Raw genomic sequence first — 20,242 nt, 5'->3', positions numbered from 1 at the left:
CCGCCCGTCGTCTTCGCCTTGACGATCATGACAACGAGCCAGGGTGGACGCCGGTTGCGTCAGCCCTTCGCGGCCTTCGCCTCCGCCTTCATCCGCTGCTTGTACTCGCGGACCCGGCGCAGCGACTCGGGATCGGTCACGTCGGCCACCGAGCGGTACGCGTCCGCGTCGCCGTAGCCGCCGGCCGCCTCGCGCCAGCCGTCCGGGGCGATCCCGAACCGCTTGCCGAGCAGGGCGACGAAGATCTGCGCCTTCTGCCGGCCGAAGCCGGGCAGGTCGCCGACCCGGCGCAGCAGTTCCCGGCCGTCGGTCACCTCGGACCAGAGCCGGGCCGGGTCGCCGTCGTAGCGCTCGACCAGGGCCCGGCACACCTCCTGCACCCGGGCGGCCATGGCCTTGGGGAACCGGTGCAGGGCCGGCGGTCGGGCGAAGATCTCGACCAGGGCCTCCGGGGAGTACCCGGCCAGCTCCCGGGCGTCCGGCTCGTGGCCCAGCCGCTGGGCCAGCACGTACGGGGAGGAGAACGCCTTCTCCATCGGCACCTGCTGGTCCAGCACCATGCCGAGGAGCAGCGCCAGCGGGCTGCGCGCCAGCAGCTCGTTGGCCTGCGGGTCGATGGGCAGCGAGAGCGTCATGCCTCCATCCTGCCGCGCCCGCCGCCGCCCGCCACGCCGACTCCCCGGCGGCACGCGACACGGCCCGGTGGACAGGGGTGGGGTCCACCGGGCCGCGCGGCCGCGCGATCGTCAGTTGACGACGAACAGCAGCCGGTTCGGTGAGCCGGATCCGGGGTTGGTCACCTTGCCGGTGGTGGCGTTGGTGGTCAGGTAGCTGGCCACCTGCGCCGGGCTGTAGGACGGGTTGGCGCCGAGCACGAGCGCGGCCGCGCCGGCCACGTGCGGCGAGGCCATCGAGGTGCCGCTCAGCGTGCTGCTGGCGGTGTCGCTAGTGCGGTACGCGGAGACGATGCTCGACCCGGGGGCGAAGATGTCCACGCAGGAGCCGTAGTTGGAGAAGGACGAGCGCGCGTCGCTGCTGGTGGTCGAGCCGACGGTGATCGCGGCGGCGGCACGGGCGGGCGAGTAGTTGCAGGCGTTGGCGCTGGAGTTGCCGGCCGCGACCGCGTACGTGATGCCGGAGTTGACCGAGTTGGTCACCGCGTTGTCGATCGAGCTGCTGGCGCCGCCGCCGAGGCTCATGTTGGCCACCGCCGGCTTCACCGCGTTCGAGGTGACCCAGTTGATGCCGCTCACCACGCCGGTGGTGCTGCCGCTGCCGGAGCAGTTGAGCACCTTCACTGCGATCAGCCGGACGCCCTTGGCCACGCCGTACCGGGTGCCGCCGACCGTGCCGGCCACGTGGGTGCCGTGGCCGTTGCAGTCGGTGTTGTTGGTGTCGACGGTGTTGGTGCCCCAGGTGGCCCGGCCGCCGAAGTCGGTGTGGGTGGTCCGGATGCCGGTGTCGATGATGTACGCCCGCACGTTCGAGGCCGTGTTCGGGTAGGTGTAGCTGGCGTTCAGCGGGAGGTTGCGCTGGTCGATCCGGTCCAGGCCCCAGGACGGCGGGTTGGTCTGGGTGGCCTGGGCGGTCACCACCCGGTCCTGCTCGACGTACGCGACGGCCGGGTCGGCGGCCAGCCGGCGGGCCTGGGCGGGGCTCAGCTTCGCGCTGTAGCCGGTGAGCGCCGCGCTCCACACCGTGCCGACGCTGCCGCCGTAGCGCCTGGCCAGGCCGGCGGCCCGGTCCGGCACGGCGGTCCGGGCGGCGAGGCTGTTCGCAGCGCCGACCGTGTCGCTCTTCAGCACCACCAGGTAGCTGCCGCCGATGGCGTCGGGGGCGGAGGCGTAGCGGACGTCGCCGGTCGGTGCGGCGAGGGCGGGGGTGGAGGCGGCGGCGGCGAGGGCCGCGGCGGCTGCCGTGACGGCGAGGACGCGCAGCGCGCGCCGCCGGGGAACGGACACGTCGGACATCGTCTGGCTCCCTACCGGGCACGCCCGGGCTCGTGACCACCGGGTACGCCCATCGACGAACGTTGGGGCAGATGCTAGCCACACATCGATGAGCATGAAAGAGATAACAATCGATACAGTGGGTCGGTGGTATGGATGTCCCGGGTGCCCGCCGGGCGGGCGCCGTGGCGAGGCAGGATGACGACGTGGACCGTCACGACATGCTGCTCTCCCCCGCCGGGGTCGACGCGCTGCGCGCCGCGCTGACCCGGGCGCGCTTCACCGCCAACGGCATCGCCGACCGGCTCGGCGCGCAGGCCACCGGCGGGGTGGCCCGCAACGACTACCGGGCGGCCCTGCGCGCCACCGAGGACCGCGACCCGCTCGGCACGCTGATCCGGGTCTTCATCTGCGAGCAGACCGAGCCGGAGCCGGTGGTGGCCGCCGCGCTCGCCCCGTTGACCGTCGAGGAGGCGCTGGCCGGGGGCCTCGTCGAGCGGCATGACGACGGACTGCGCGCCGGCGTCGATCTGGAGCCGTACGGGGACGACTGGTGGGTGCTCGCCGACGTGCCGGCCAGCGCCCGGCCCGGCCGCCCGCTGCACGCCGAGCACGTGCTGGGCATCGGCGGGGCCACCCAGACGCTGATCGGCGCGACCGTGCGCCGGCCGGTGGAGACCGCGCTGGACCTGGGCACCGGCTCCGGTGTGCAGGCCCTGCACCTGTCCACCCACGCCCGGCGGGTGACCGCCACCGACGTCTCCGAGCGGGCGCTGCGCTTCGCCGCGACCACCGCCGCCCTCAATGGGCAGGACTGGGAACTGCTCCGCGGCGACATGGTCGCCCCGGTGGCCGGCCGCCGGTTCGACCTGGTGGTCAGCAACCCGCCGTTCGTGGTCGGGCCCGGCACCACCACGCACGTCTACCGCGACTCCGGCCGGGTCGGCGACGCGATGGGCGCCGAGCTGGCCGCCGCCGCCCCGCACCTGCTCACCGAGGGCGGGACGATGCAGTACCTGGCCAACTGGGTGCACGTCACCGGCGAGGACTGGGGCGAACGGGTGACCGGCTGGTTCGCCGGCACCGGGCTGGACGCCTGGGTGATCCAGCGCGAGGTGGCCGACCCGATGGCGTACGTCGACCTCTGGCTCACCGACGTCGGCGAGCGGGCCGACCCACAGCGGATGGCGGCCTGGCTGGACTGGTTCGACGCGCACAAGGTGGAGGCGATCGGGTTCGGCATCGTCTCGCTGCGCCGGGCCGGCCACGACGAGCCGATCGTCCGGGTCGAGGACCTGCGCCAGCGGGTGGAGCCACCGCTGGGCGACCGGGTCGGCGAGTGGTTCGACCGGCAGGACTGGCTGCGCGCCCGGGACGCCGACGGGCTGCTCGCCGCCCGCTACCGGGCCGCCGACGGGCTCCAGCTGCGCCAGGAGGCCACCATGGGCGAGGAAGGCTGGGCGGTGGACCGGCAGGTCCTCGCCATGCCGCACGGGCTGCGCTGGTCGGAGGAGATCGACCCGCTGGTGCTCGCCCTGGTCGGCGGCGCGGACGGCCGGCTGCCCCTGCGCGACCAGCTCGCCCTGCTGGCCGCCGCGCACGACGTGGCCCCGGACGAGCTGGCCGAGGCGGCCGGGCCGATCGTGGCGCACCTGGTCGAGCGGGGCCTCGTCGAGCCGGTGGCGGACTGATGCGAGCGGTGGTGCAGACGGTCGGCCGGGCCGCCGTGACCGTCGACGGCGAGGTCGTCGGCGAGATCACCGACGGGCTGCTGGTGCTGCTCGGGGTCACGCACACCGACACCCCGCAGGTGGCCGCCACCATGGCCCGCAAGATCCACGAACTGCGCATCCTGGACGACGAGCGGAGCGCCGCCGACACCGGCGCCCCCGTCCTCGTGGTCAGCCAGTTCACCCTCTACGGCGACGCCCGCAAGGGCCGGCGCCCGAGCTGGACCGCCGCCGCCCCGGCCGAGGTGGCCGAGCCACTGGTCGACGCGCTGGTCGAGGAGTTACGCGCCCGCGGCGCCAAGGTCGAAACGGGCCGCTTCCGCGCACACATGCTGGTGGAGAGCGTCAACGTCGGCCCCCGCACCATCCTCCTGGACCTCTGAACCCCCGCACCCCGTCGGTGATCATGAAGTTAGCGGCACTTTCGGAGATCCACATCGCCACTAACTCCATGATCGACGGGAGGGAGGGGGCTTAGAAGAAGAGGCCGCGGCGGGAGAGGGACTGGCGGAGCCAGCCGTCGAGCTGGGCGGTCCAGTCGGTGCGGTCCGCCGTCGCGTGGTCGACCGTGAAGCGGCCGAAGGCGTCGCGGCCCTCGGTGAACAGGCCGCCACGCTTGTCCAGCTCCAGCACCACGTGCACCTGCTGCGGGTCGGTGACGAAGGTGAGTTCGAGCTGGTTCATCGCGCGGGCGTACTGGGGCGCCGGGTGGAACTCGATCTCCTGGTAGAACGGCAGGCTCTGCCGTAGGCCGTAGATGTGGCCGCGCTCGACGTCGGCCCGGGCGAACCGGAAGCCCAGCCGCAGCAACGCCTCCAGCAGCCGCTCCTGGGCGGGCAGCGGATGCACCGCCACCGCGTCCAGGTCGCCCTTGTCGACCGCCCGGGCCACCTCCAGCTCGGTCCGCAGGCCCATGGTCATCCCGTGCAGGTGCTGCCCGTACAGGTCGGTGAGCGGGGTCTCCCAGGGCACCTGGAAGCGGAACGGCACGTCGTACCGCTGCCCCGGGTCCAGCCGGAACGCGCCGGTCACCTGGGCCCGGCCGAACTCCTGGGTGGTGTCGTACTCCGAGTCGCCGCTCTCCACCTCCACCCGGGTCACCAGGCCGAGCGCGACGTAGCTCACATCGACCGGGTGCTCCCCGCCGACCACCTGGACCCGGCCCTCCAACTGGCCGCCGGGACGGCAGTTCGGGTTGGCCAGCACCGTCTCCACCGACGGTCCACCCACACCCATCGCCTGCATGAGCCGCTTGAAGACCACCACGTCCTCCGATCGCCTGTGCGCGCCGAACCCTGGTGGCCGGCCGCTGGCACGGTAACCGGGTCCGGCAAGGCACAGCCGACGTTCCGCCCGGATTGCTGTCGGGTCCCCGATCGCCTCACTCCCGTTTCACGCTCCGCCCGCCAAGCTGTTCCTCACCGGCACCGCCGCGCCGACGAACGGCACGGAACCGGTACGGCACGACGGACACGGGGAGAGACAGAGATGGCCCAGCAGATGATCGAGCACCAGGAACTGGATGTCACCCTGACCGACCTGGACGCCACCGACGAGCGCGGCGTCTCCACGGACCTGGTCCGGGCGTACCTGAACGGCATCGGCCGCACCAAGCTGCTCACCGCGGCGCAGGAGGTCGAGCTGAGCAAGCGGATCGAGGCCGGCCTCTTCGCCGAGGAGAAGCTCTCCACCTGCACCCCGGTCTCCGCCGAGCTGCGCGCCGACCTGGCGCTGATCGTGACCGAGGGCCGCGCCGCCAAGAACCACCTGCTGGAGGCGAACCTGCGACTGGTGGTGAGCATCGCCAAGCGCTACACGGGTCGCGGCATGGCCTTCCTCGACCTCATCCAGGAGGGCAACCTCGGCCTGATCCGCGCAGTCGAGAAGTTCGACTACACCAAGGGCTACAAGTTCTCCACCTACGCCACCTGGTGGATCCGCCAGGCCATCACCCGCGCCATGGCCGACCAGGCCCGCACCATCCGCATCCCGGTGCACATGGTCGAGCAGGTCAACCGGATGGTCCGGGTCCGCCGCGAGCTGTCGGTCACGCTGGGCCGGGAGCCCACCGTCGCCGAGGTGGCCACCGCGCTGGACATCCCGGAGTTCCAGGTGATCGAGCTGATCTCCTACGACCGGGAGCCGGTGAGCCTGGACCAGACGGTCGGCGAGGACGGCGAGAGCGCGCTGGGCGACTTCGTCGCCGCGGTGGCCCCCGGCGCCGACCCGGGCGACGCCGCCGGCAACGGCGAGCTGCGCAACGAGGTACGCATCGTGCTGGCCACCCTCTCCCAGCGGGAGCAGGCGGTGATCCGGCTGCGGTTCGGCCTGGACGACGGCCGGCAGCGCACCCTCGACGAGGTGGGCCGCGAGTTCGGGCTGTCCCGGGAGCGGATCCGGCAGATCGAGAAGGTGACCCTGCTCAAGCTGCGCGACCCGGAGCGGGCCAACCGACTGGAGGCGTACGCCTGCTGAGCTGACTCCCGCGACAGGCCTGGGCGGTTCGCCCGGGCCTGTCGCGCTTGAAGCGGCGGCCCAGGACCGTCACCCTGGGGTGATGAACTGGACACTGGAAGTGGTGGTCGTGCCGGTCTCCGATGTGGACCGGGCCAAGGAGTTCTACGCCGAACGGCTCGGCTTCGCCGTCGACCACGACACCGACCTGGGGGCCACCGGGCGGGTCGTCCAACTCACGCCACCGGGCTCCGGATGCTCCATCGTCATCGGCCGGGGCGTCGTGCCGGACATGCCGCCGGGCTCCGTCAGGGGGCTGCAGCTCGTCGTGCCAAACCTGGAGAAGGCCCGCGCGGAACTGGTCGAGCGGGGCGTCGCGGTCAGCGAGATCAAGGTGGTCGGGGAGAACCCGAGCCTCGTGCCGCACCCGCTGGACAACGTCGCTTTCGTCTTCTTCGCCGACCCGGACGGCAACGCCTGGGCGGTGCAGCAGATCTCCAGCCGGGGCTGAGCCTCACAGCCGACGCGGGCCGGTGTCCGGACGGGGCGCCTCGGCGCCGGTGCGGACGGTGGCGTGCAGCACCGAGATGCCGTCCGGCCGGGCCAGCACCGGGTTGAGGGTGAGCGACCGGACCCGGGGCTGCTCGTCGGCGAGCCGCCCGACCCGCAGCAGCAGGTCGACCAGGGCCGCCCGGTCCACCGGCGCGGCGCCCCGGTGGCCGCGCAGCAGGGGCGCGGCCCGAGGCTCGTCGACCAGCTCGGCGGCGTCCCGGTCGGTCAGCGGCACCGCCCGCCACGCCCGGTCGCCGAGCAGCTCGGTGGCGACGCCGCCCAGGCCGAAGCCGACCACCGGCCCGAACGCCGGATCCTCCACCAGCTCCACCACACAGGCCACCCCGGGCGGCACCATCGGCTGGACCAGGACGTCCGCGCCGAAGACCGGGGCCATCTCGGCGTACGCGCGGCGCAGCGCGGCGGCGTCGGCCAGGTCGAGCCGGACCGCGCCCAGGTCGAGGCGGTGCCGCAGCCCCGGGGCGGCCGCCTTGAGCGCGACCGGCCAGCCGAGCCGCCCGGCCGCCGCCACCGCCTCCTCGGCCGAGTGCGCCGGCACCGACTCCACCACGTCGATCCCGTACCCGCGCAGCAACGCCGCCGCGTCCGCGCCGTCGGGCCGCAGCGCGGCCTGCCCGGCCGACCGGTCGACCCGGTCCAGCTCGGGCAGCACGCCGGGCGGGCGGCGCAGCCAGTCGGCGTACGCGGTGACCCGGGCCAGGGCCCGGACCGCCTCCTCCACGCTCGGGTACGCGGGCACCCCGGCGGGCACCCGGCCGGCGAGGAAGGTGGCCACCACCGGCTTGCCGGCGGCCCGCGCGTCGGGCAGGGCCGCGGTGAAGTCGGCCTCCGGGTCGGTGAGCTGGCCGGGCAGCGGCGGGGCGAAGACCGCCACCACGGCGTCCACCCGCTCGTCGGCCGCGGAGGCGGCGAGCGCGGCGGCGTACTCGGCGGCGGTGGCCCGGGGGCCGACGTCGTGCGGGTAGCCGTCGGCCACGGTGAGGCCCTGGCCCGCGCAGGCGGTGGCGGCCAGCCCGGTCAGCGCCGAGGAGTTGCCGACCACGGCGACCCGGCGACCGGCCGGCAGCGGCTGGTGGGCCAGGAGCACGCCGACGTCGAGCAGTTCGGCGACGGTGTCCACCCGGATCACCCCGGACTGCGCGAAGAGCGCGCTGACCGCGGCGGCGTCCAGGGCCGGGGCGTCGCCGACCCCCGGCGGGCGGGCCAGCGAGGCGAGCGCCACCACCGGCTTGCTCCGGCCGATCCGCCGGGCCAGCCGGGCGAACTTGCGCGGGTTGCCGAAGGTCTCCAGGTAGAGCGTGATGACGTCGGTGCCCGGATCGTCCTGCCAGTACTGGAGCAGGTCGTTGCCGGAGACGTCGGCCCGGTTGCCGGCGGAGACGAAGCTGGACAGGCCGAGCCCGCGCCGGGACGCCTCGGCGAGCAGGGCCACCCCGAACGCGCCGGACTGGCTGAACACGCCGACCCGGCCGGGGGCGGGCAGCACCGGGGCGAGGGTGGCGTTGAGGCGTACCGCGGGGTCGGTGTTGGCCACGCCGAGGCAGTTCGGGCCGACCACCCGCATGCCGGCCAGGTGGGCGGCGCGGACCAGGGCACGCTGGGCGGCCGCCCCGGCCGGGCCGGACTCGGCGAACCCGGCGGAGATCACCACCAGCCCGTGCGCGCCGGCCTTCGCGGCGTCGGCGACCACCTCGGTCACCGCCGTGGGGGCGACGGCCACCACGGCCAGGTCGATGTCGAGGCCGGCGTCGGCCGCCGACGGGTAGGCGGGCAGCCCGGCCACGGTCGCCGCGGTCGGGTGCACCGGGACGATCGCGCCGGTGAACCCGCCGTCGCGCAGGTGCCCGAGCAGGGCCGCGCCGACGCCCTGGCCGGTGGTGCTGGCACCGTAGACGGCGATGCCGCGCGGGGCGAGCAGCCGGGCGATCGAGCGGGCCTCGGTGCGGTGCTCCCGGCCGCGCTGCACCTCCAGGGTCGCCTCGGTGGGGGCGATCGGGAAGTTCAGGTGCACCACGCCGTCGGCGAACTGCCGCTGGACCTGGTAGCCGAAGTCGGAGAAGACCCGCAGCATCGCCCCGTTGGCCGGGAGCACCTCGGCGACGAAGTGCACGATGCCGTAACGCCGGGCCGCGTCGGCCAGGTGCTCCAGCAGCACCGAGCCGATGCCCCGGCCCTGGTACGCGTCCTCCACCACGAAGGCCACCTCGGCCTCCGGCGAGCCGGGGCCGAGCCGCTCGTAGCGGCCGACGGCGACGATCCGGTCGCCGGCCAGCACCACGAACGCCTCCCGGTCGCGGTGGTCGACGGTGACGAACCGCTGCAGGTCCCGCTCCGGGATGCGCGGGTACGGAGAGAAGTAGCGCAGGTAGCGGGTGCGCTCGGAGAAGCGGGAGTGCATCGCCACGATCGCCGCGGCGTCGTCCGGACGGATCTGCCGCAGCTGGACGGTCGTGCCGTCGCTGAGCAGCACGTCCACCGGTTGCTCGAGTGTGGTCACCGGTCAGTCGCGGGGATCGTGCGGGTCGAGCCCGAGCAGCGGGAAGACCGCCTTGCGGGTCGCCGCGATCGCCCGGTCCACCGCGGTCGGCTCGCCGCTCGGCTGCCACGGCTGGTACGACGGGTCGACGTCGTCGGTCATCCGCAGCGGCACCTCGTGCCCGGGTCGCCGCCGCGCGGCCAGGTCCCGCCAGCCCGGCGGGGTGAGCGTGGCCGGGTCGAGGGGCTCCCCGGTGGCCACCGCGAGCAGGTGCGTCCAGGCCCGGGGCACCACCTCGACCAGCGCGTACCCGCCGCCGCCCAGGGCGACCCAGCGGCCGTCGCAGAGCTCGTCGGCGAGCGCGCGCAGCGCCTGGTAGGTGGCCCGCTGCCCGTCGACGGAGAGGTGCAGGTCCGCCAGCGGGTCGAGCCGGTGCCCGTCCGCCCCGCACTGGGTGACCAGCACCTGCGGCCGGAACGCCCGCAGCACCGACGGCACGATCGCGTGGAACGCCCGCTGCCAGCCCGGGTCGCCGGCCCCCGGCGGCAGCGGCACGTTGACCGCGGACCCCTCCGCGCCCGGGCCGCCGGTCTCGTCGGGGAACCCGGTGCCGGGGAAGAGCGCCAGCGGGGTCTCGTGCAGGCTGACCGTGAGCACCCGCGGGTCCCGGTAGAAGATCTCCTGCACCCCGTCGCCGTGGTGCACGTCCACGTCGACGTACGCGATCCGCTCCGCGCCCAGGTCGAGCAGGCGGGCGATGGCCACCGCCGGGTCGTTGTAGACGCAGAACCCGGCCGCCCGGGCCGGCATGGCGTGGTGCAGCCCGCCGGCCACGTTGACCGCCCGGCGGGCCCCGCCGCGCCAGACCGCCTCGGCCGCGGCGGCGCTCGCCCCGGCGATCAGGGCGCTCGACTCGTGCATGCCGTCGAAGACCGGGTTGTCCGAGGTGCCGAGGCCGAAGCCGGCGAAGAGCGGGTCCCGGGGCGCGGCCCGTACGGCGTCCAGGTAGCGCGGGTCGTGCACCCGGGTCAGCAGCGCGTCGTCGGCCGGTTCCGGCTTCACCAACCGGACCCCGGGCCGGTCCAGCACCCCCAGCTCGCGGGCGAGCGCCATGGTCAACTCGACCCGGACCGGGTCGAGGGGATGGTCGCCCATGTCGTACCCGAGCAGGGCCTCGTCCCACACCACCACCGTGTCGTCGGCCATGGGGCCATCGTCGCACGGGCGCCGGGTGGACCCACCGCACGCGCGGCCTCAGCGGCCGGACGTCTCCCCGGTGGCGACCGGACGGTCCGGGTCGGCCACCCAGTTGCTCCACGACCCGACGTACAGGGCGGCGTCGGGGCGGCCGGCCAGGTGCAGCGCCAGCACCGCCTGGGCGGCGGTCACCCCCGAGCCGCAGTACGCGCCGACCGGCGTGCCCTCGGCCACCCCGGCGGCGGCGAACCGCTCGCGCAGCGCCTCGGCGGCCGGGAAGCGTCCCTCGGCGACGTACTCGGGAGCGGGCAGGTTGACCGCGCCCGGGACGTGCCCGGCGACCGGGTCGATCGGCTCGGTCTCGCCCCGGTAGCGCGGGGCGGCCCGCACGTCGAGCAGCACCCCGGCGTCGGCGGCGGCCAGCCGGGCGGCCTCCCGCGCGTCCAGCACCGGCAGCTCGCCGGGAGTGACCGTGACGTCCCCGGGCGCGGGCGCCGGTGCCTCGGTGCTGACGGGCCGGCCGGCCGCGACCCAGGCCGGGAAGCCGCCGTGCAGCACCCGGACCGGCCGGTGGCCGGCCCAGCGCAGGGTCCACCAGGCGCGGGCGGCCGACATGCCGTCGCCGCCGTCGTACACCACCACCGGGTGGCCGGCGCGGACGCCGGCGGCCCGCAGCGCGGCCTGGAGCGCGGCGGGGTCGGGCAGCGGGTGCCGGCCGGCGGCGCCGGGCCGGCCGCAGAGTTCGGTGTCCAGGTCGACGAAGACGGCGCCGGGCAGGTGACCGGCCAGGTAGTCCGCCCGGCCGGGCTCGCCGGCGAGCCGCCAGCGGACGTCGAGCAGGGTGGGCGGGTCGGCGCGGTCGAGTTCGGCGGCGAGCCGGTCGGGCTCGACCAGCAGGTCTTCGGTTCCGGACATGCGGTCCAGTCAACACCATCCCGGCAGCGATCCCCCGGTTCGGCGTCCGTAGATCGTCGGGGGTCCGGGGTAGCATCGAACGCCGGGAGGCCGCTGACGTGAAGCATGACCTGGTCGACACGACCGAGATGTACCTGCGCACCATCCTCGAGCTGGAAGAGGAGGGGGTGCCGCCGCTGCGTGCCCGGATCGCGGAGCGGCTGAAGCAGAGCGGTCCCACCGTCAGCCAGACGGTCGCCCGGATGGAGCGGGACGGCCTGCTCACCGTCGAGGGCGACCGCCACCTGACGCTCACCGAGCGGGGCCGCAACTCGGCGGTTTCGGTCATGCGCAAGCACCGGCTGGCCGAGCTGCTGCTGGTGAACGTGATCGGGATGCCCTACGAGGAGGCCCACGAGGAGGCCTGCCGGTGGGAGCACGTGATGAGCGACGCGGTCGAGAAGCGGGTCTACGACCTGCTCAACCGCCCGACCCGCTCGCCCTACGGCAACCCGATCCCGGGCCTGGAGGAGCTGGGCGACCCGGGCCTGCTGGAGGCCGAGACCGTGGAGGGCGAGCGCAACCTGGCCTTCCCGGGCCTCTCCGGGCCGGTCGTGGTGCGGCGGATCTGCGAGAGCGTGCAGACCGACGCCGACGTGCTACGGCAGCTGCACGCCGCGGGCGTCGACCCGGGCGCCACGGTGACCGTGGCCCAGGAGCGCGACGGCGTCTCCATCGACCGCTCCGGCGACCGGGTCCGGCTGCCCCGCGAGGTGGCCTCCCGGGTCTTCGTCGCGGCCCACTGACCCGTCCGGTCCCACCCGGTGGTCAGAGCTGCCGGGTGTCGATCACCTTGGCGAGGCTGACCAGCTTGCCGGCCATCTTCTCGGCCTCGGCCGTGGCGGTGCCACGAGGGCTGGCCCAGTGCAGCGTGGCCAGCCGCCCCTCGGCGGCCAGCCAGCCCACCTCCGCCGCCGCGCCGTTCTTCGCGGTCTTCGGCAGCGTGTGCCGGTAGCCGATCTTCCCCAGCTTGGTGACCTTCTTCGCGCCCCGGGGCAGCACGTCCAGGGTGAAGCTCGACGTGTCGATCGACGTGTCGGTCACCGTGAGCGTCAACTCCGGCAGGACGGCCTGCTCGGCGCGGACCACGCAGGTGTGGGTGTCGCCCTTGTCCGTGGCGGCGGCCACGTCGAACCGGCCGCCGGTGTGCTTGGCGATCACCGCGAAGTCGAGCAGCCGGCACGCCCCGCCCGACGAGGCCGCGGCAACCTCGACCGCCCGCGGCTCCGCCGCCGGCACGGCCACCGGCGCGGCCTCCTTGGCACAGCCGGCGGTCAGCAGTACGGCCGAAGCGGCCAGCCAGGTCCGGGCGCGCACGTGGAGACCTCCGCAGTCGTCGGCGGGAGGCGCCCGCCGGATGTCCGTCGGAAACCGTACGGGCTGCCCGCCGGGGACGGAAGTCCTCAATCGTCCACATACGGACAGTGCCGGCACCCTCGCCCGCAGCACGTGCCCCGGCGGGCCAGGAAACCGGCGCTGAGCACGAAGAGCCCGGTGGCCGGGTCGAGGTAGCCGGCCTCCCCGGCGGCCAAGGCGGCGGCGTGCGCGGCCAGGATCCGCTCCCGGTCCGGGTGGTCGGGCGGCAGCCGCGACGGGTGCGGCTCGGTCAACGGCCGGTCCGCCAGAGGTCGTCGCTCTCCGGTCACCGGGCGAGTCTACGGAGCGACCCCGCCGCCTCAGCCGTGCCGGGTGAACGCCTCGGCGACCGCCGCCCCGTCCGCGCCCCCGGCCAGCAGCATCCGGAGCAGCACCTTGGCCTTGTACGGGTCGAGCAGCCCACCGCAGACCAGCCCGCGCCGCCGCAGGTCGGTCTCCGAGCCGACGGCGCCGTAGGTGTTCCGCAGCACCGAGCCGGCCCCGGTGCGCGAGGCGAGCACCACCGGCATCCGCGCGGCCAGCGCGCCCAGCGCCGGGGCGAGATCCGGCGGCACGTGCCCCACCCCGAACCCGGCGACCACCAGCCCGTCCAGACCCGGGGCGAGCGCGTCGAGCAGCGCCAGGTCGTCGTCGAGGGTGACGGTGTGCAGCGCCACCCGGGTGGCGGCCAGCCGGTCGCGGTCCACCGGCGGCAGTGGGGCGTGCCGGGGCGGGCGGGTGAGCAGGCGTACCGCGCCCTCGATCACGTGCCCGAGCGGGCCGGCGTTGGGCGAGGCGAAGGTGGCCGTACTGGTGCTGTGGGTCTTGCGGACGAAGCGGGCGGCGTGGATCTCGTCGTTGAACGCCACCAGCACGCCGAGGTCCCGCGCGGCCGGTGCGGCGGCGACCCGGACGGCGGCCAGCAGGTTGGCCGGGCCGTCCGGGCCGGCCAGGGTGGGGTTGCGCATCGCGCCGGTGAACACCAGCGGCGCCGGGTGCGGCCAGACCAGGTCGGCCAGGAACGCGGTCTCCTCCAGGGTGTCGGTGCCCTGGGTGACCACCACGCCGGTCGCCCCCTCGGCGACCGCCGCGCCAGCCGCGTCCACCAGGTCCAGGATCTGCCGGTACGCCAGCGCGGCGCTGGGCACCGCCTCGACGTCCCGCACGTCGAGCGGGATGTCGGCGAGCCCGGGCACGGCGGCGGTGAGGTCGGCGCCGGTGAGCCGGCTGACCACTCCCCCGGAACCGGTGCCCGCCATGGCGATCGTGCCGCCGAGGGTGAAGAGCGCGACGGTCACCGGGCGGGCTTCCGGGCGAGCAGGAACGCCTGCGGTCCCCGGTCGAGTTCCTCCGCTTCGCGGACCAGCGTGGCGTGCACGGCCAGACCGGCCGCCGTGAGCTGCTCGGCCAGCCGTTCCGGCGGCAGCCAGTACACGTCGTACGAGACGGTGCGACCGTACGCCTGCTCCAGCCGGATCCGCTGGTCGCCGGCCTTGACCGCGATCAGCAGGTGACCGCCCGGGGCGAGCACCCGGTGGAACTCGGCGAACACCTCGGGCAGCAGCTCCGGCGGCAGGTGGATGATCGAGTACCAGGCCACGAGGCCGGCCAGCGTCGCGTCGGGGACGTCCAGCGCGGTCATCGAGCCGACCTCGAAGCGCAGCTCCGGATGGTTCCGGCGGGCCACCTCGAGCATGCCCGGGGACAGGTCGACCCCGGAGATGTCGAGCCCGAGACCGCGCAGGTGGGCGGTGATCCGGCCGGTCCCGCAGCCCGCCTCCAGCACCGGCCGGCCGGGCCCGACCAGCTCGGCGAACGCGGCCAGCATCCCCCGGTCTAGCGGGCCCTCCAGCACGTCGGGGATCAGCCGTGCGTAGTCCACGGCGACGGTGTCGTAGGCGGCGCGCGTCTCGATGAGCCAGCTCGGTTCGATCATGAAGCCGACCCTAGTCGCCGGCCGGCCCCGCGTCCGTCCGCACCCTGGCCGGAAAACGCCGCGCCCGGCGGCGGGCCGGCGGGATACCGTGCCGGGTCGCGACCCGTGACCCCGACGGACAGGCCCAGCGGTGACCCAGCAACTGAAGCCCCCGACCACCGGAACCCGCACCTCCCTGTGGCGGAACCGGAACTTCCTGCTGCTCTGGAGCGGTCAGACGGTCAGCGAGGTGGGCACCCGGATCTCCGGGCTGGCGGTGCCGCTGCTCGCCGCGGACGTGCTCGACGCCACCGTCTTCCAGGTCTCCCTGCTCACCTTCCTGGCCTGGCTGCCGTACCTGTTCTTCTCGCTGCCGGCCGGCATGCTGGCCGACCGGGTCGACCAGCGGCGGCTGATGGTCGTGTGCGACCTGGGTCGTGCGGCGCTGCTGCTGTCGGTGCCGGTGGTCGCCCTGGTCGGCGACCTCACGCTGGCCTACCTGTACGCGGTGGTCGGGCTCTCCGGCGTGCTGACCGTCGCGTTCACCGTGGCGTACCGGAGCCTGCTGCCCGCGCTCGTCCCGGCGGACCACCTCACCTCGGCCAACGCGCGACTGGAGGTGAGCGAGAACCTGGCCCAACTGGCCGGGCCGAGCACCGGCGGCGTGCTCGTCGGCCTGCTCGGCGCGGCGCGGACCTTCGTCGCCGACGCCGCCAGCTTCCTGGCCAGCGCGGTCACGCTGCTGCTGGTCCGGCACCGCCCGGCGCCGCGCACCGAGGGCCGGGTGCCGGTCCGGGCGGCGCTGACCGAGGGGCTCGGTTTCATCCGCCGGCAGCGGATCCTCGCCCTGGTGCTCGCCTGCACGGCCACCTCGAACTTCTTCGTGATGGCCGCCCAGGCCATCGAGGTGCCGTACCTGCTGCGCGTGCTGCACGCCGCCCCGGCCACCATCGGCCTCCTGTTCAGCCTGGGTTCGGTGGGTGGGCTGCTGGCCGGCGTGCTGGCCGGACGGGTGACCGCGCTGCTCGGCGGCGCCCGGTCCATCTGGGTGTCGATGACCGCGCCCGGTCCGCTCTACCTGCTGATGCCGCTGGCCCGGCCCGGCTGGGGCACCCTGCTCTACGGGATCGGCATGGCGGCCTTCGCGGCCAACGCGGTCCTGTTCAACGTGGCGGCCATGTCCTACCGGCAGCGGGTCACCCCGGCCCGGCTGCTCGGCCGGGTCAACGCGGCGTTCCTGTGGATCTGCTACGGCGTGATCCCGCTCGGCGCCCTGCTCGGCGGCGCCCTCGGCACCCGGCTCGGGCTGCGCCCGGCGCTGCTGGTCTGCGTGCTCGGCATGTGGAGCGCGGCCCTGTTCGTGGTCTGCTCCCCGCTGCGCCGGATGCGGGACTTCCCGACTCAATAAAAAGAGGCAAGATTTTCCGGGGCCGCTGTCGAATCCGGCCGCGCCCGTCCGTCGGTGAGACGGAAGAGGGAAACGACAACCCCAAGGAGAGACCGATGGCCCAGTACGCAGTCCTCGTCTACTCGCCCGCGCCGGCCGACCCGATGGACCTGAGCCCCGACTACGTGGCCCTGCTGGAGCGGTACGGGACCCAGGTCGCCGAGCTGGGCGGCCAGATCCTCACCGGGTTCGCGCTCCAGCCGAGCACCACCGCCACGGCGATCCGCGGCGACGTGGTCACCGACGGCCCGTTCATCGAGGCCAAGGAGGTCGTCGCCGGGTTCTTCATCCTGGAGGCGCCCGACCTGGACGTGGCCCTGAAGATCGCCAAGCTGAACCCGGCGACCATCGACGGCGGCGTCGAGGTCCGGCCGCTGTTCCAGCCGCCGGCCGAGTGAGCGACACCGCCACCGTCGCCGCCGAACGCGCCGTGGCGGACGCGCACCGTCGCGAGTGGGCCTTCGTGCTCGCCGCGACGGCGCGCGTCGCCGGCGACCTCGACGTGGCCGAGGAGTGCGTGCAGGACGCCTACCTGGCCGCGCTGGCCGCCTGGGCGCGCGACGGCGTACCCGACAAACCGGGCGCCTGGCTGACCGCCACCGCGAAGCGCAAGGCGCTCGACGTGCTGCGCCGGGAGAAGGTGTTCCGGTCGAAGATGCCCCTGCTCGTCGAACCGGCGGAGGCCGACATGACGGACGAGCCCGCCGGAGACGCGGTCCCCGACGACCGGCTGCGCCTGGTGTTCACCTGCTGCCACCCGGCGCTCGCCCGGGAGGCGCAGGTGGCGCTCACCCTGCGCCTGGTCTGCGGGGTGGCCACCGGCGACATCGCCCGCGCCTTCCTGGTCACCGAGACGACCATGGCGGCCCGGGTCACCCGGGCCAAGAAGAAGATCGCGGCCGCCCGCATCCCGTACCGGGTGCCGGAGGCCGCCGAGCTGCCCGAACGCCTCGACGCCGTGCTCACCGTCATCCACCTGCTCTTCACCACCGGGCACACCGCGCCGACCGGGGCCGACCTGGTCCGCGCCGACCTGGTCGACCGGGCGGTGCACCTGACCCGGATGCTGCTCGCCCTGATGCCCGACGAGCCGGAGGTACGCGGCCTGCTCGCCCTGCTGCTGCTCACCGATGCCCGCCGGGCCACCCGCACCGACCGTGCCGGTCGCCTGCTCCGGCTGGAGGACCAGGACCGCTCGGCGTGGGATCGGGCCGCCATCGCGGAGGGCAACCAGCTGGTCCTGGGCGCGTTCCGCACCGGCCGGGTCGGCCGGTACGCCCTCCAGGCCGCCATCGCCTCGCTGCACGCGGTCGCCCCCAGCTACGCCGCCACCGACTGGCCCCAGGTGGTACGCCTCTACGACGAGCTGCTGAAACGCTGGTCGTCCCCGGTGGTCGCGCTGAACCGGGCGGTGGCGGTGTCCATGATCGACGGACCGACGGCCGCCCTGGCGGAGGTCGACGCCCTGGCTGCCGACCCCCACCTGGTCGGCTACCACTACCTCCCGGCCATCCGCGCCGACCTGCTCCGCCGCCTCGACCGGCCGCAGGAGGCCGCGGACGCCTACCGGGCGGCGCTGGAGCTTGTCGACAACGAGGCCGAACGCGCCTTCCTCACGTCCCGCCTCACCGAGGTCGAACCTTCGGAGAAACCGGTTACGTGAGCACGGTGCAGTCGAGGATTCGGCCGTCCAGGGTGCCGATCGCCAGGCGGCCAGGCGCCAGCCGGGTCAGGGCCAGTGGCACCACGCGGTGACCATCGACCCGTAGTTCCTGTCGGAGGCGCACCGTGCCGTCGTGGGCGTCCAGCACCACCAGCTCGCCGGAGTTGAAGACGACGTACACGACGTCGTCCCCGACATCGCAGGCCGTGGCCTGGTGATCCCCGGTGAAGACCCACTGTGCCGCGCCGCCCGGATACGCCCGGCGGACCACGAAGGCGTTGCCCGGCAGCAGCCCAGCGCCGTCGTGGACCACGCCGGTGTGCACGAGCGCGGGTCCCGAGCGGTCGTCAAGGTACGCCCCACAGCCGCCGTACAGGTGGCCGGCGCGCGACGCGTCCCACTCCAGCGGGAACAGTCGGCGCACCGGCCCCTCGGGCGCCTCGACGGCGACCACCCACTTGTCCCGCCAGGGCTTGTTCCCTCGGCCTTCGAGGAACAGCAACTCCGGCGCGTACCGGATGTCGAAGAAGTGGTTGATCAGGTCGTACCGGCCGAGCAGGAGCGTGGCCGCCCGTTCCCCGTCGGGGCCTCTGAGCAGCACCTCCCCCCGCGCTGCCCGGCTGTAGTGCCGGGTGTCGCGCAGCGCCCACCACCCGTCGGCCCGGGCGGTGACGACCACCGGGGTGGCCGCAGTCTCCGTCGCCGGCACCTCACCCGTCGCCAGGTCGACCCGACGCAGCACGCTCGGGTCGGTGGTCCAGCCCCGGTCCTGGAACCGGGGCGGCGTCTGGGCCAGCGACAGCGCCGTCCGCTCGTCCGGCGCCACGACGATCAGGCAGCCCGTCCCCTCGGTCGGCACCCGCCACAGGAGTTCATCGGAGTTCCCGGACCAGCACTCCAGGCCCGCTCCTTCGAGCGCGGCGAGGATCCGGCCGTCGGCGAGCCCGCGCACCGCCCAGACCGTCCGGCGCGGTGCCCAGGTCCGCCCCCGCTCTCGACAGAGCCGTTCTAGGTGAGCGGCAGCAGCGGCCGGTTCGGCGCCGGGTCCGTCCGGCACCGGATCCGCGCCGAAGGGCGGCCGGAGCATGCCGTTCGTGGGCACCGCCCAGTCGTCCCGGGTGACGGCCCAGGCGAGGGAGGTGGTGCCGAACCGCTCCTCATCCTGGTCGCACGGAATGGCGAGCACCAGGTCGAGGGTGCGGGAATCACACCAGCTGACCCGCCGCACCTCCCGTGGATGGGGCAGCAGCGACGCGACCGATCCACTCTCCAGGTCGAGCAGCAGCAGTTCGCCCTCATAGGCCCAGCCGCCGTCGTACGCGCCGGTGCCCACCGCCACCAGTGGAAGAGTCGGGTGGAAGGCGATGGCGTTGACCGGCCACCGGGTGGTGACGTGGTGCTGACAGCTGAGGTCGTCGGTCCGGTACACCGCCAGCGGGTACCAGCCGGTATGGGGACGGGAACAGGCGGACACGTCCCGGCCGTGCCACTGCGGACGGGCGAGTGCGCCGCCGACCATGATCAGGCGCCCGTCGGGCGAGACCGCGGTGACGCGTGGCTCGCCGATCTCGCGGAACGGACCGTCGCCCAGCACCCGGTCGACCCGGATCTCGGACGGGCTCACCGGCCTTCGGTGGAGTCGATTCTTTCGATCATGGAACAAGCCTCGCGGTCGGACGGGCCGGCGGCAACGGATTTCCGACACACAGCGGTCAGGAGACCTGCCGGCGCGCCCTCGCCACGGTGCGGTGGGCGTCGCGCCAGGCGATCAGGGCGGTGCGGAGGCGGGGTGAGGTGACCGGCTCGCCGCGACGGCGGGCCGCCAGCTGACCGATCAGCCAGGCCGGGGCGGCGGCCGCCTCGACGGCGCGGGTCTTGCTGAGCAGGTCGCCGTGGTGGAGCGCGTGCCGACCGCGGGCCATCGAGGTGAGGCCGAGGTCGGCGAGGCCGGGGTCCAGCCACAGCCACGGCCGCCGGACGGCCCAGGCCCAGTAGCCGGTGAGCTCGGCGCGGGCGGCGGCGCGTACGTCGTCGTCGCTCATCGGCGGGAACACCTCGCCGGGCGGGCGGCCGAAGACCGCGTACCCGTGCCGGACCAGCTCCGCCCGGGTGATGCCGGACAGGATGCGCTGGACGAGCTGCCCATGGGTCCACGTCGGATGTTTCCGGTGCACGTCCGGGATGGTGGCGCTGTCGACGTAGACGCAGCCCAGGTGCAGCCCGGCTGCGCTGCCCGCGTCGAGGCGCCGGTGCACGGCGGCGAGGGTTGCCTCCCGCGCGGCGTCGACCGGGCCGTGGGTCAGCGCCACCAGGTCGAGATCGCTCACGCCGGACCGGTAGTCACCCGTCGCCAACGATCCCGCGACCAGCAGGTCGCTGACCCAGCCGAGCGCCGCGAGCTCACGGGCGAACTCCTCGACGACCGGCAGCCTCACCATGACCTTCCCCTCGGCTCGGACGGTGAATCTTGGAGACTTTCTGTTCCTGTCGAACAGTAAGTCTCCAAGATCTGCCGCCGCGACCGCGGC

The 20,242-nt window shown here is 74.4% G+C and carries 19 protein-coding genes and 1 pseudogene; 8 read left to right on the top strand and 12 right to left on the bottom strand.

Annotation, left to right across the window (positions count from 1 at the left end; genetic code table 11):
- Positions 1-59: 59 nt before the first annotated feature.
- On the bottom strand, positions 60-635 hold the full coding sequence (locus AC0OLQ_RS09345) for an HhH-GPD-type base excision DNA repair protein (protein ID WP_484530998.1): 576 nt from the start codon (positions 633-635) through the stop codon (positions 60-62).
- Between the two features lie 120 nt (positions 636-755).
- Positions 756-1,970 (bottom strand): annotated as a pseudogene (locus AC0OLQ_RS09340) (S8 family peptidase); the annotation flags it as partial.
- 185 nt (positions 1,971-2,155) lie between these two features.
- Here AC0OLQ_RS09340 and AC0OLQ_RS09335 point away from each other — a divergent pair.
- Positions 2,156-3,640 carry a DUF7782 domain-containing protein gene (locus AC0OLQ_RS09335; RefSeq protein ID WP_484530997.1) on the top strand — a complete coding sequence of 495 codons (1,485 nt, stop codon included), beginning with the start codon at positions 2,156-2,158 and terminating at the stop codon, positions 3,638-3,640.
- On the top strand, positions 3,640-4,062 hold the full coding sequence (gene dtd, locus AC0OLQ_RS09330) for a D-aminoacyl-tRNA deacylase (protein ID WP_484530996.1): 423 nt from the start codon (positions 3,640-3,642) through the stop codon (positions 4,060-4,062). The genes AC0OLQ_RS09335 and dtd overlap by 1 nt, the downstream gene beginning before the upstream one ends.
- A gap of 91 nt (positions 4,063-4,153) precedes the next feature.
- On the opposite strand, the gene AC0OLQ_RS09325 is transcribed toward dtd, so the two are convergent.
- Positions 4,154-4,942 (bottom strand): sporulation protein, encoded by a 789-nt coding sequence (locus tag AC0OLQ_RS09325; protein WP_357339837.1) that lies wholly within the window; start codon positions 4,940-4,942, stop codon positions 4,154-4,156.
- A 225-nt stretch (positions 4,943-5,167) separates the two neighbouring features.
- Between AC0OLQ_RS09325 and sigB the strand changes: the two genes are divergently transcribed.
- Both sigB and AC0OLQ_RS09315 read left to right on the top strand, forming a co-directional pair.
- The gene (gene sigB, locus AC0OLQ_RS09320) at positions 5,168-6,154 is read left to right on the top strand and encodes an RNA polymerase sigma factor SigB (protein ID WP_484530995.1); all 987 of its coding nucleotides are present in this window, start codon (positions 5,168-5,170) and stop codon (positions 6,152-6,154) included.
- 82 nt (positions 6,155-6,236) lie between these two features.
- Positions 6,237-6,644: a VOC family protein gene (locus AC0OLQ_RS09315; protein WP_484530994.1), complete on the top strand. Its 408-nt coding sequence runs from the start codon at positions 6,237-6,239 to the stop codon at positions 6,642-6,644.
- A 3-nt stretch (positions 6,645-6,647) separates the two neighbouring features.
- Here the strand turns inward: AC0OLQ_RS09315 and AC0OLQ_RS09310 are convergent, their stop codons facing one another.
- From AC0OLQ_RS09310 to AC0OLQ_RS09300, 3 genes are read right to left on the bottom strand one after another with little or no spacing between them, the layout of a single operon-like run.
- On the bottom strand, positions 6,648-9,203 hold the full coding sequence (locus AC0OLQ_RS09310; protein WP_484530993.1) for a bifunctional acetate--CoA ligase family protein/GNAT family N-acetyltransferase: 2,556 nt from the start codon (positions 9,201-9,203) through the stop codon (positions 6,648-6,650).
- A gap of 3 nt (positions 9,204-9,206) precedes the next feature.
- A complete protein-coding gene (locus tag AC0OLQ_RS09305) occupies positions 9,207-10,388 on the bottom strand; it encodes an acetoin utilization protein AcuC (RefSeq protein ID WP_484530992.1) in 1,182 nt (393 codons plus the stop codon).
- Positions 10,389-10,436: 48 nt separating this feature from the next.
- Positions 10,437-11,294, bottom strand: coding sequence for a sulfurtransferase (locus AC0OLQ_RS09300; RefSeq protein ID WP_484530991.1), 858 nt, complete (start codon positions 11,292-11,294; stop codon positions 10,437-10,439).
- A 98-nt stretch (positions 11,295-11,392) separates the two neighbouring features.
- Here AC0OLQ_RS09300 and AC0OLQ_RS09295 point away from each other — a divergent pair, with 98 nt between their 5' ends.
- A complete protein-coding gene (locus AC0OLQ_RS09295; RefSeq protein WP_357339604.1) occupies positions 11,393-12,079 on the top strand; it encodes an iron-dependent transcriptional repressor DtxR in 687 nt (228 codons plus the stop codon).
- A 22-nt stretch (positions 12,080-12,101) separates the two neighbouring features.
- Here the strand turns inward: AC0OLQ_RS09295 and AC0OLQ_RS09290 are convergent, their stop codons facing one another.
- The 4 genes from AC0OLQ_RS09290 to AC0OLQ_RS09275 form a co-directional block, all read right to left on the bottom strand.
- Positions 12,102-12,650: a hypothetical protein gene (locus AC0OLQ_RS09290; RefSeq protein ID WP_484530990.1), complete on the bottom strand. Its 549-nt coding sequence runs from the start codon at positions 12,648-12,650 to the stop codon at positions 12,102-12,104.
- 86 nt (positions 12,651-12,736) lie between these two features.
- On the bottom strand, positions 12,737-12,979 hold the full coding sequence (locus tag AC0OLQ_RS09285; RefSeq protein WP_484530989.1) for a DUF5522 domain-containing protein: 243 nt from the start codon (positions 12,977-12,979) through the stop codon (positions 12,737-12,739).
- A 30-nt stretch (positions 12,980-13,009) separates the two neighbouring features.
- Positions 13,010-13,987: an asparaginase gene (locus tag AC0OLQ_RS09280; RefSeq protein ID WP_484530988.1), complete on the bottom strand. Its 978-nt coding sequence runs from the start codon at positions 13,985-13,987 to the stop codon at positions 13,010-13,012.
- Entirely contained in the window at positions 13,984-14,625 is a 642-nt protein-coding gene (locus AC0OLQ_RS09275) for a class I SAM-dependent DNA methyltransferase (RefSeq protein WP_484530987.1), read from the bottom strand. The genes AC0OLQ_RS09280 and AC0OLQ_RS09275 overlap by 4 nt, the downstream gene beginning before the upstream one ends.
- A gap of 130 nt (positions 14,626-14,755) precedes the next feature.
- Between AC0OLQ_RS09275 and AC0OLQ_RS09270 the strand changes: the two genes are divergently transcribed.
- The 3 genes from AC0OLQ_RS09270 to AC0OLQ_RS09260 all read left to right on the top strand — a co-directional run bounded on the left by AC0OLQ_RS09270 (position 14,756) and on the right by AC0OLQ_RS09260 (position 17,714).
- The gene (locus AC0OLQ_RS09270; protein ID WP_484530986.1) at positions 14,756-16,012 is read left to right on the top strand and encodes an MFS transporter; all 1,257 of its coding nucleotides are present in this window, start codon (positions 14,756-14,758) and stop codon (positions 16,010-16,012) included.
- 95 nt (positions 16,013-16,107) lie between these two features.
- Positions 16,108-16,449: a YciI family protein gene (locus tag AC0OLQ_RS09265; protein ID WP_357339618.1), complete on the top strand. Its 342-nt coding sequence runs from the start codon at positions 16,108-16,110 to the stop codon at positions 16,447-16,449.
- A 65-nt stretch (positions 16,450-16,514) separates the two neighbouring features.
- Positions 16,515-17,714, top strand: coding sequence for an RNA polymerase sigma factor (locus AC0OLQ_RS09260; RefSeq protein ID WP_484532304.1), 1,200 nt, complete (start codon positions 16,515-16,517; stop codon positions 17,712-17,714).
- Here the strand turns inward: AC0OLQ_RS09260 and AC0OLQ_RS09255 are convergent.
- Positions 17,707-19,338 (bottom strand): hypothetical protein, encoded by a 1,632-nt coding sequence (locus AC0OLQ_RS09255; protein ID WP_484530985.1) that lies wholly within the window; start codon positions 19,336-19,338, stop codon positions 17,707-17,709. The genes AC0OLQ_RS09260 and AC0OLQ_RS09255 overlap by 8 nt on opposite strands.
- Positions 19,339-19,426: 88 nt before the next feature.
- Positions 19,427-20,152, bottom strand: coding sequence for a nucleotidyltransferase domain-containing protein (locus AC0OLQ_RS09250; RefSeq protein ID WP_484530984.1), 726 nt, complete (start codon positions 20,150-20,152; stop codon positions 19,427-19,429).
- Between the last annotated feature and the right edge of the window lie 90 nt (positions 20,153-20,242).

This window comes from Micromonospora sp. Utrum1 (assembly GCF_057197805.1).
Note: the sequence above shows the minus strand (reverse complement) of the source record. Positions and strands in the feature narration are given on the sequence as shown.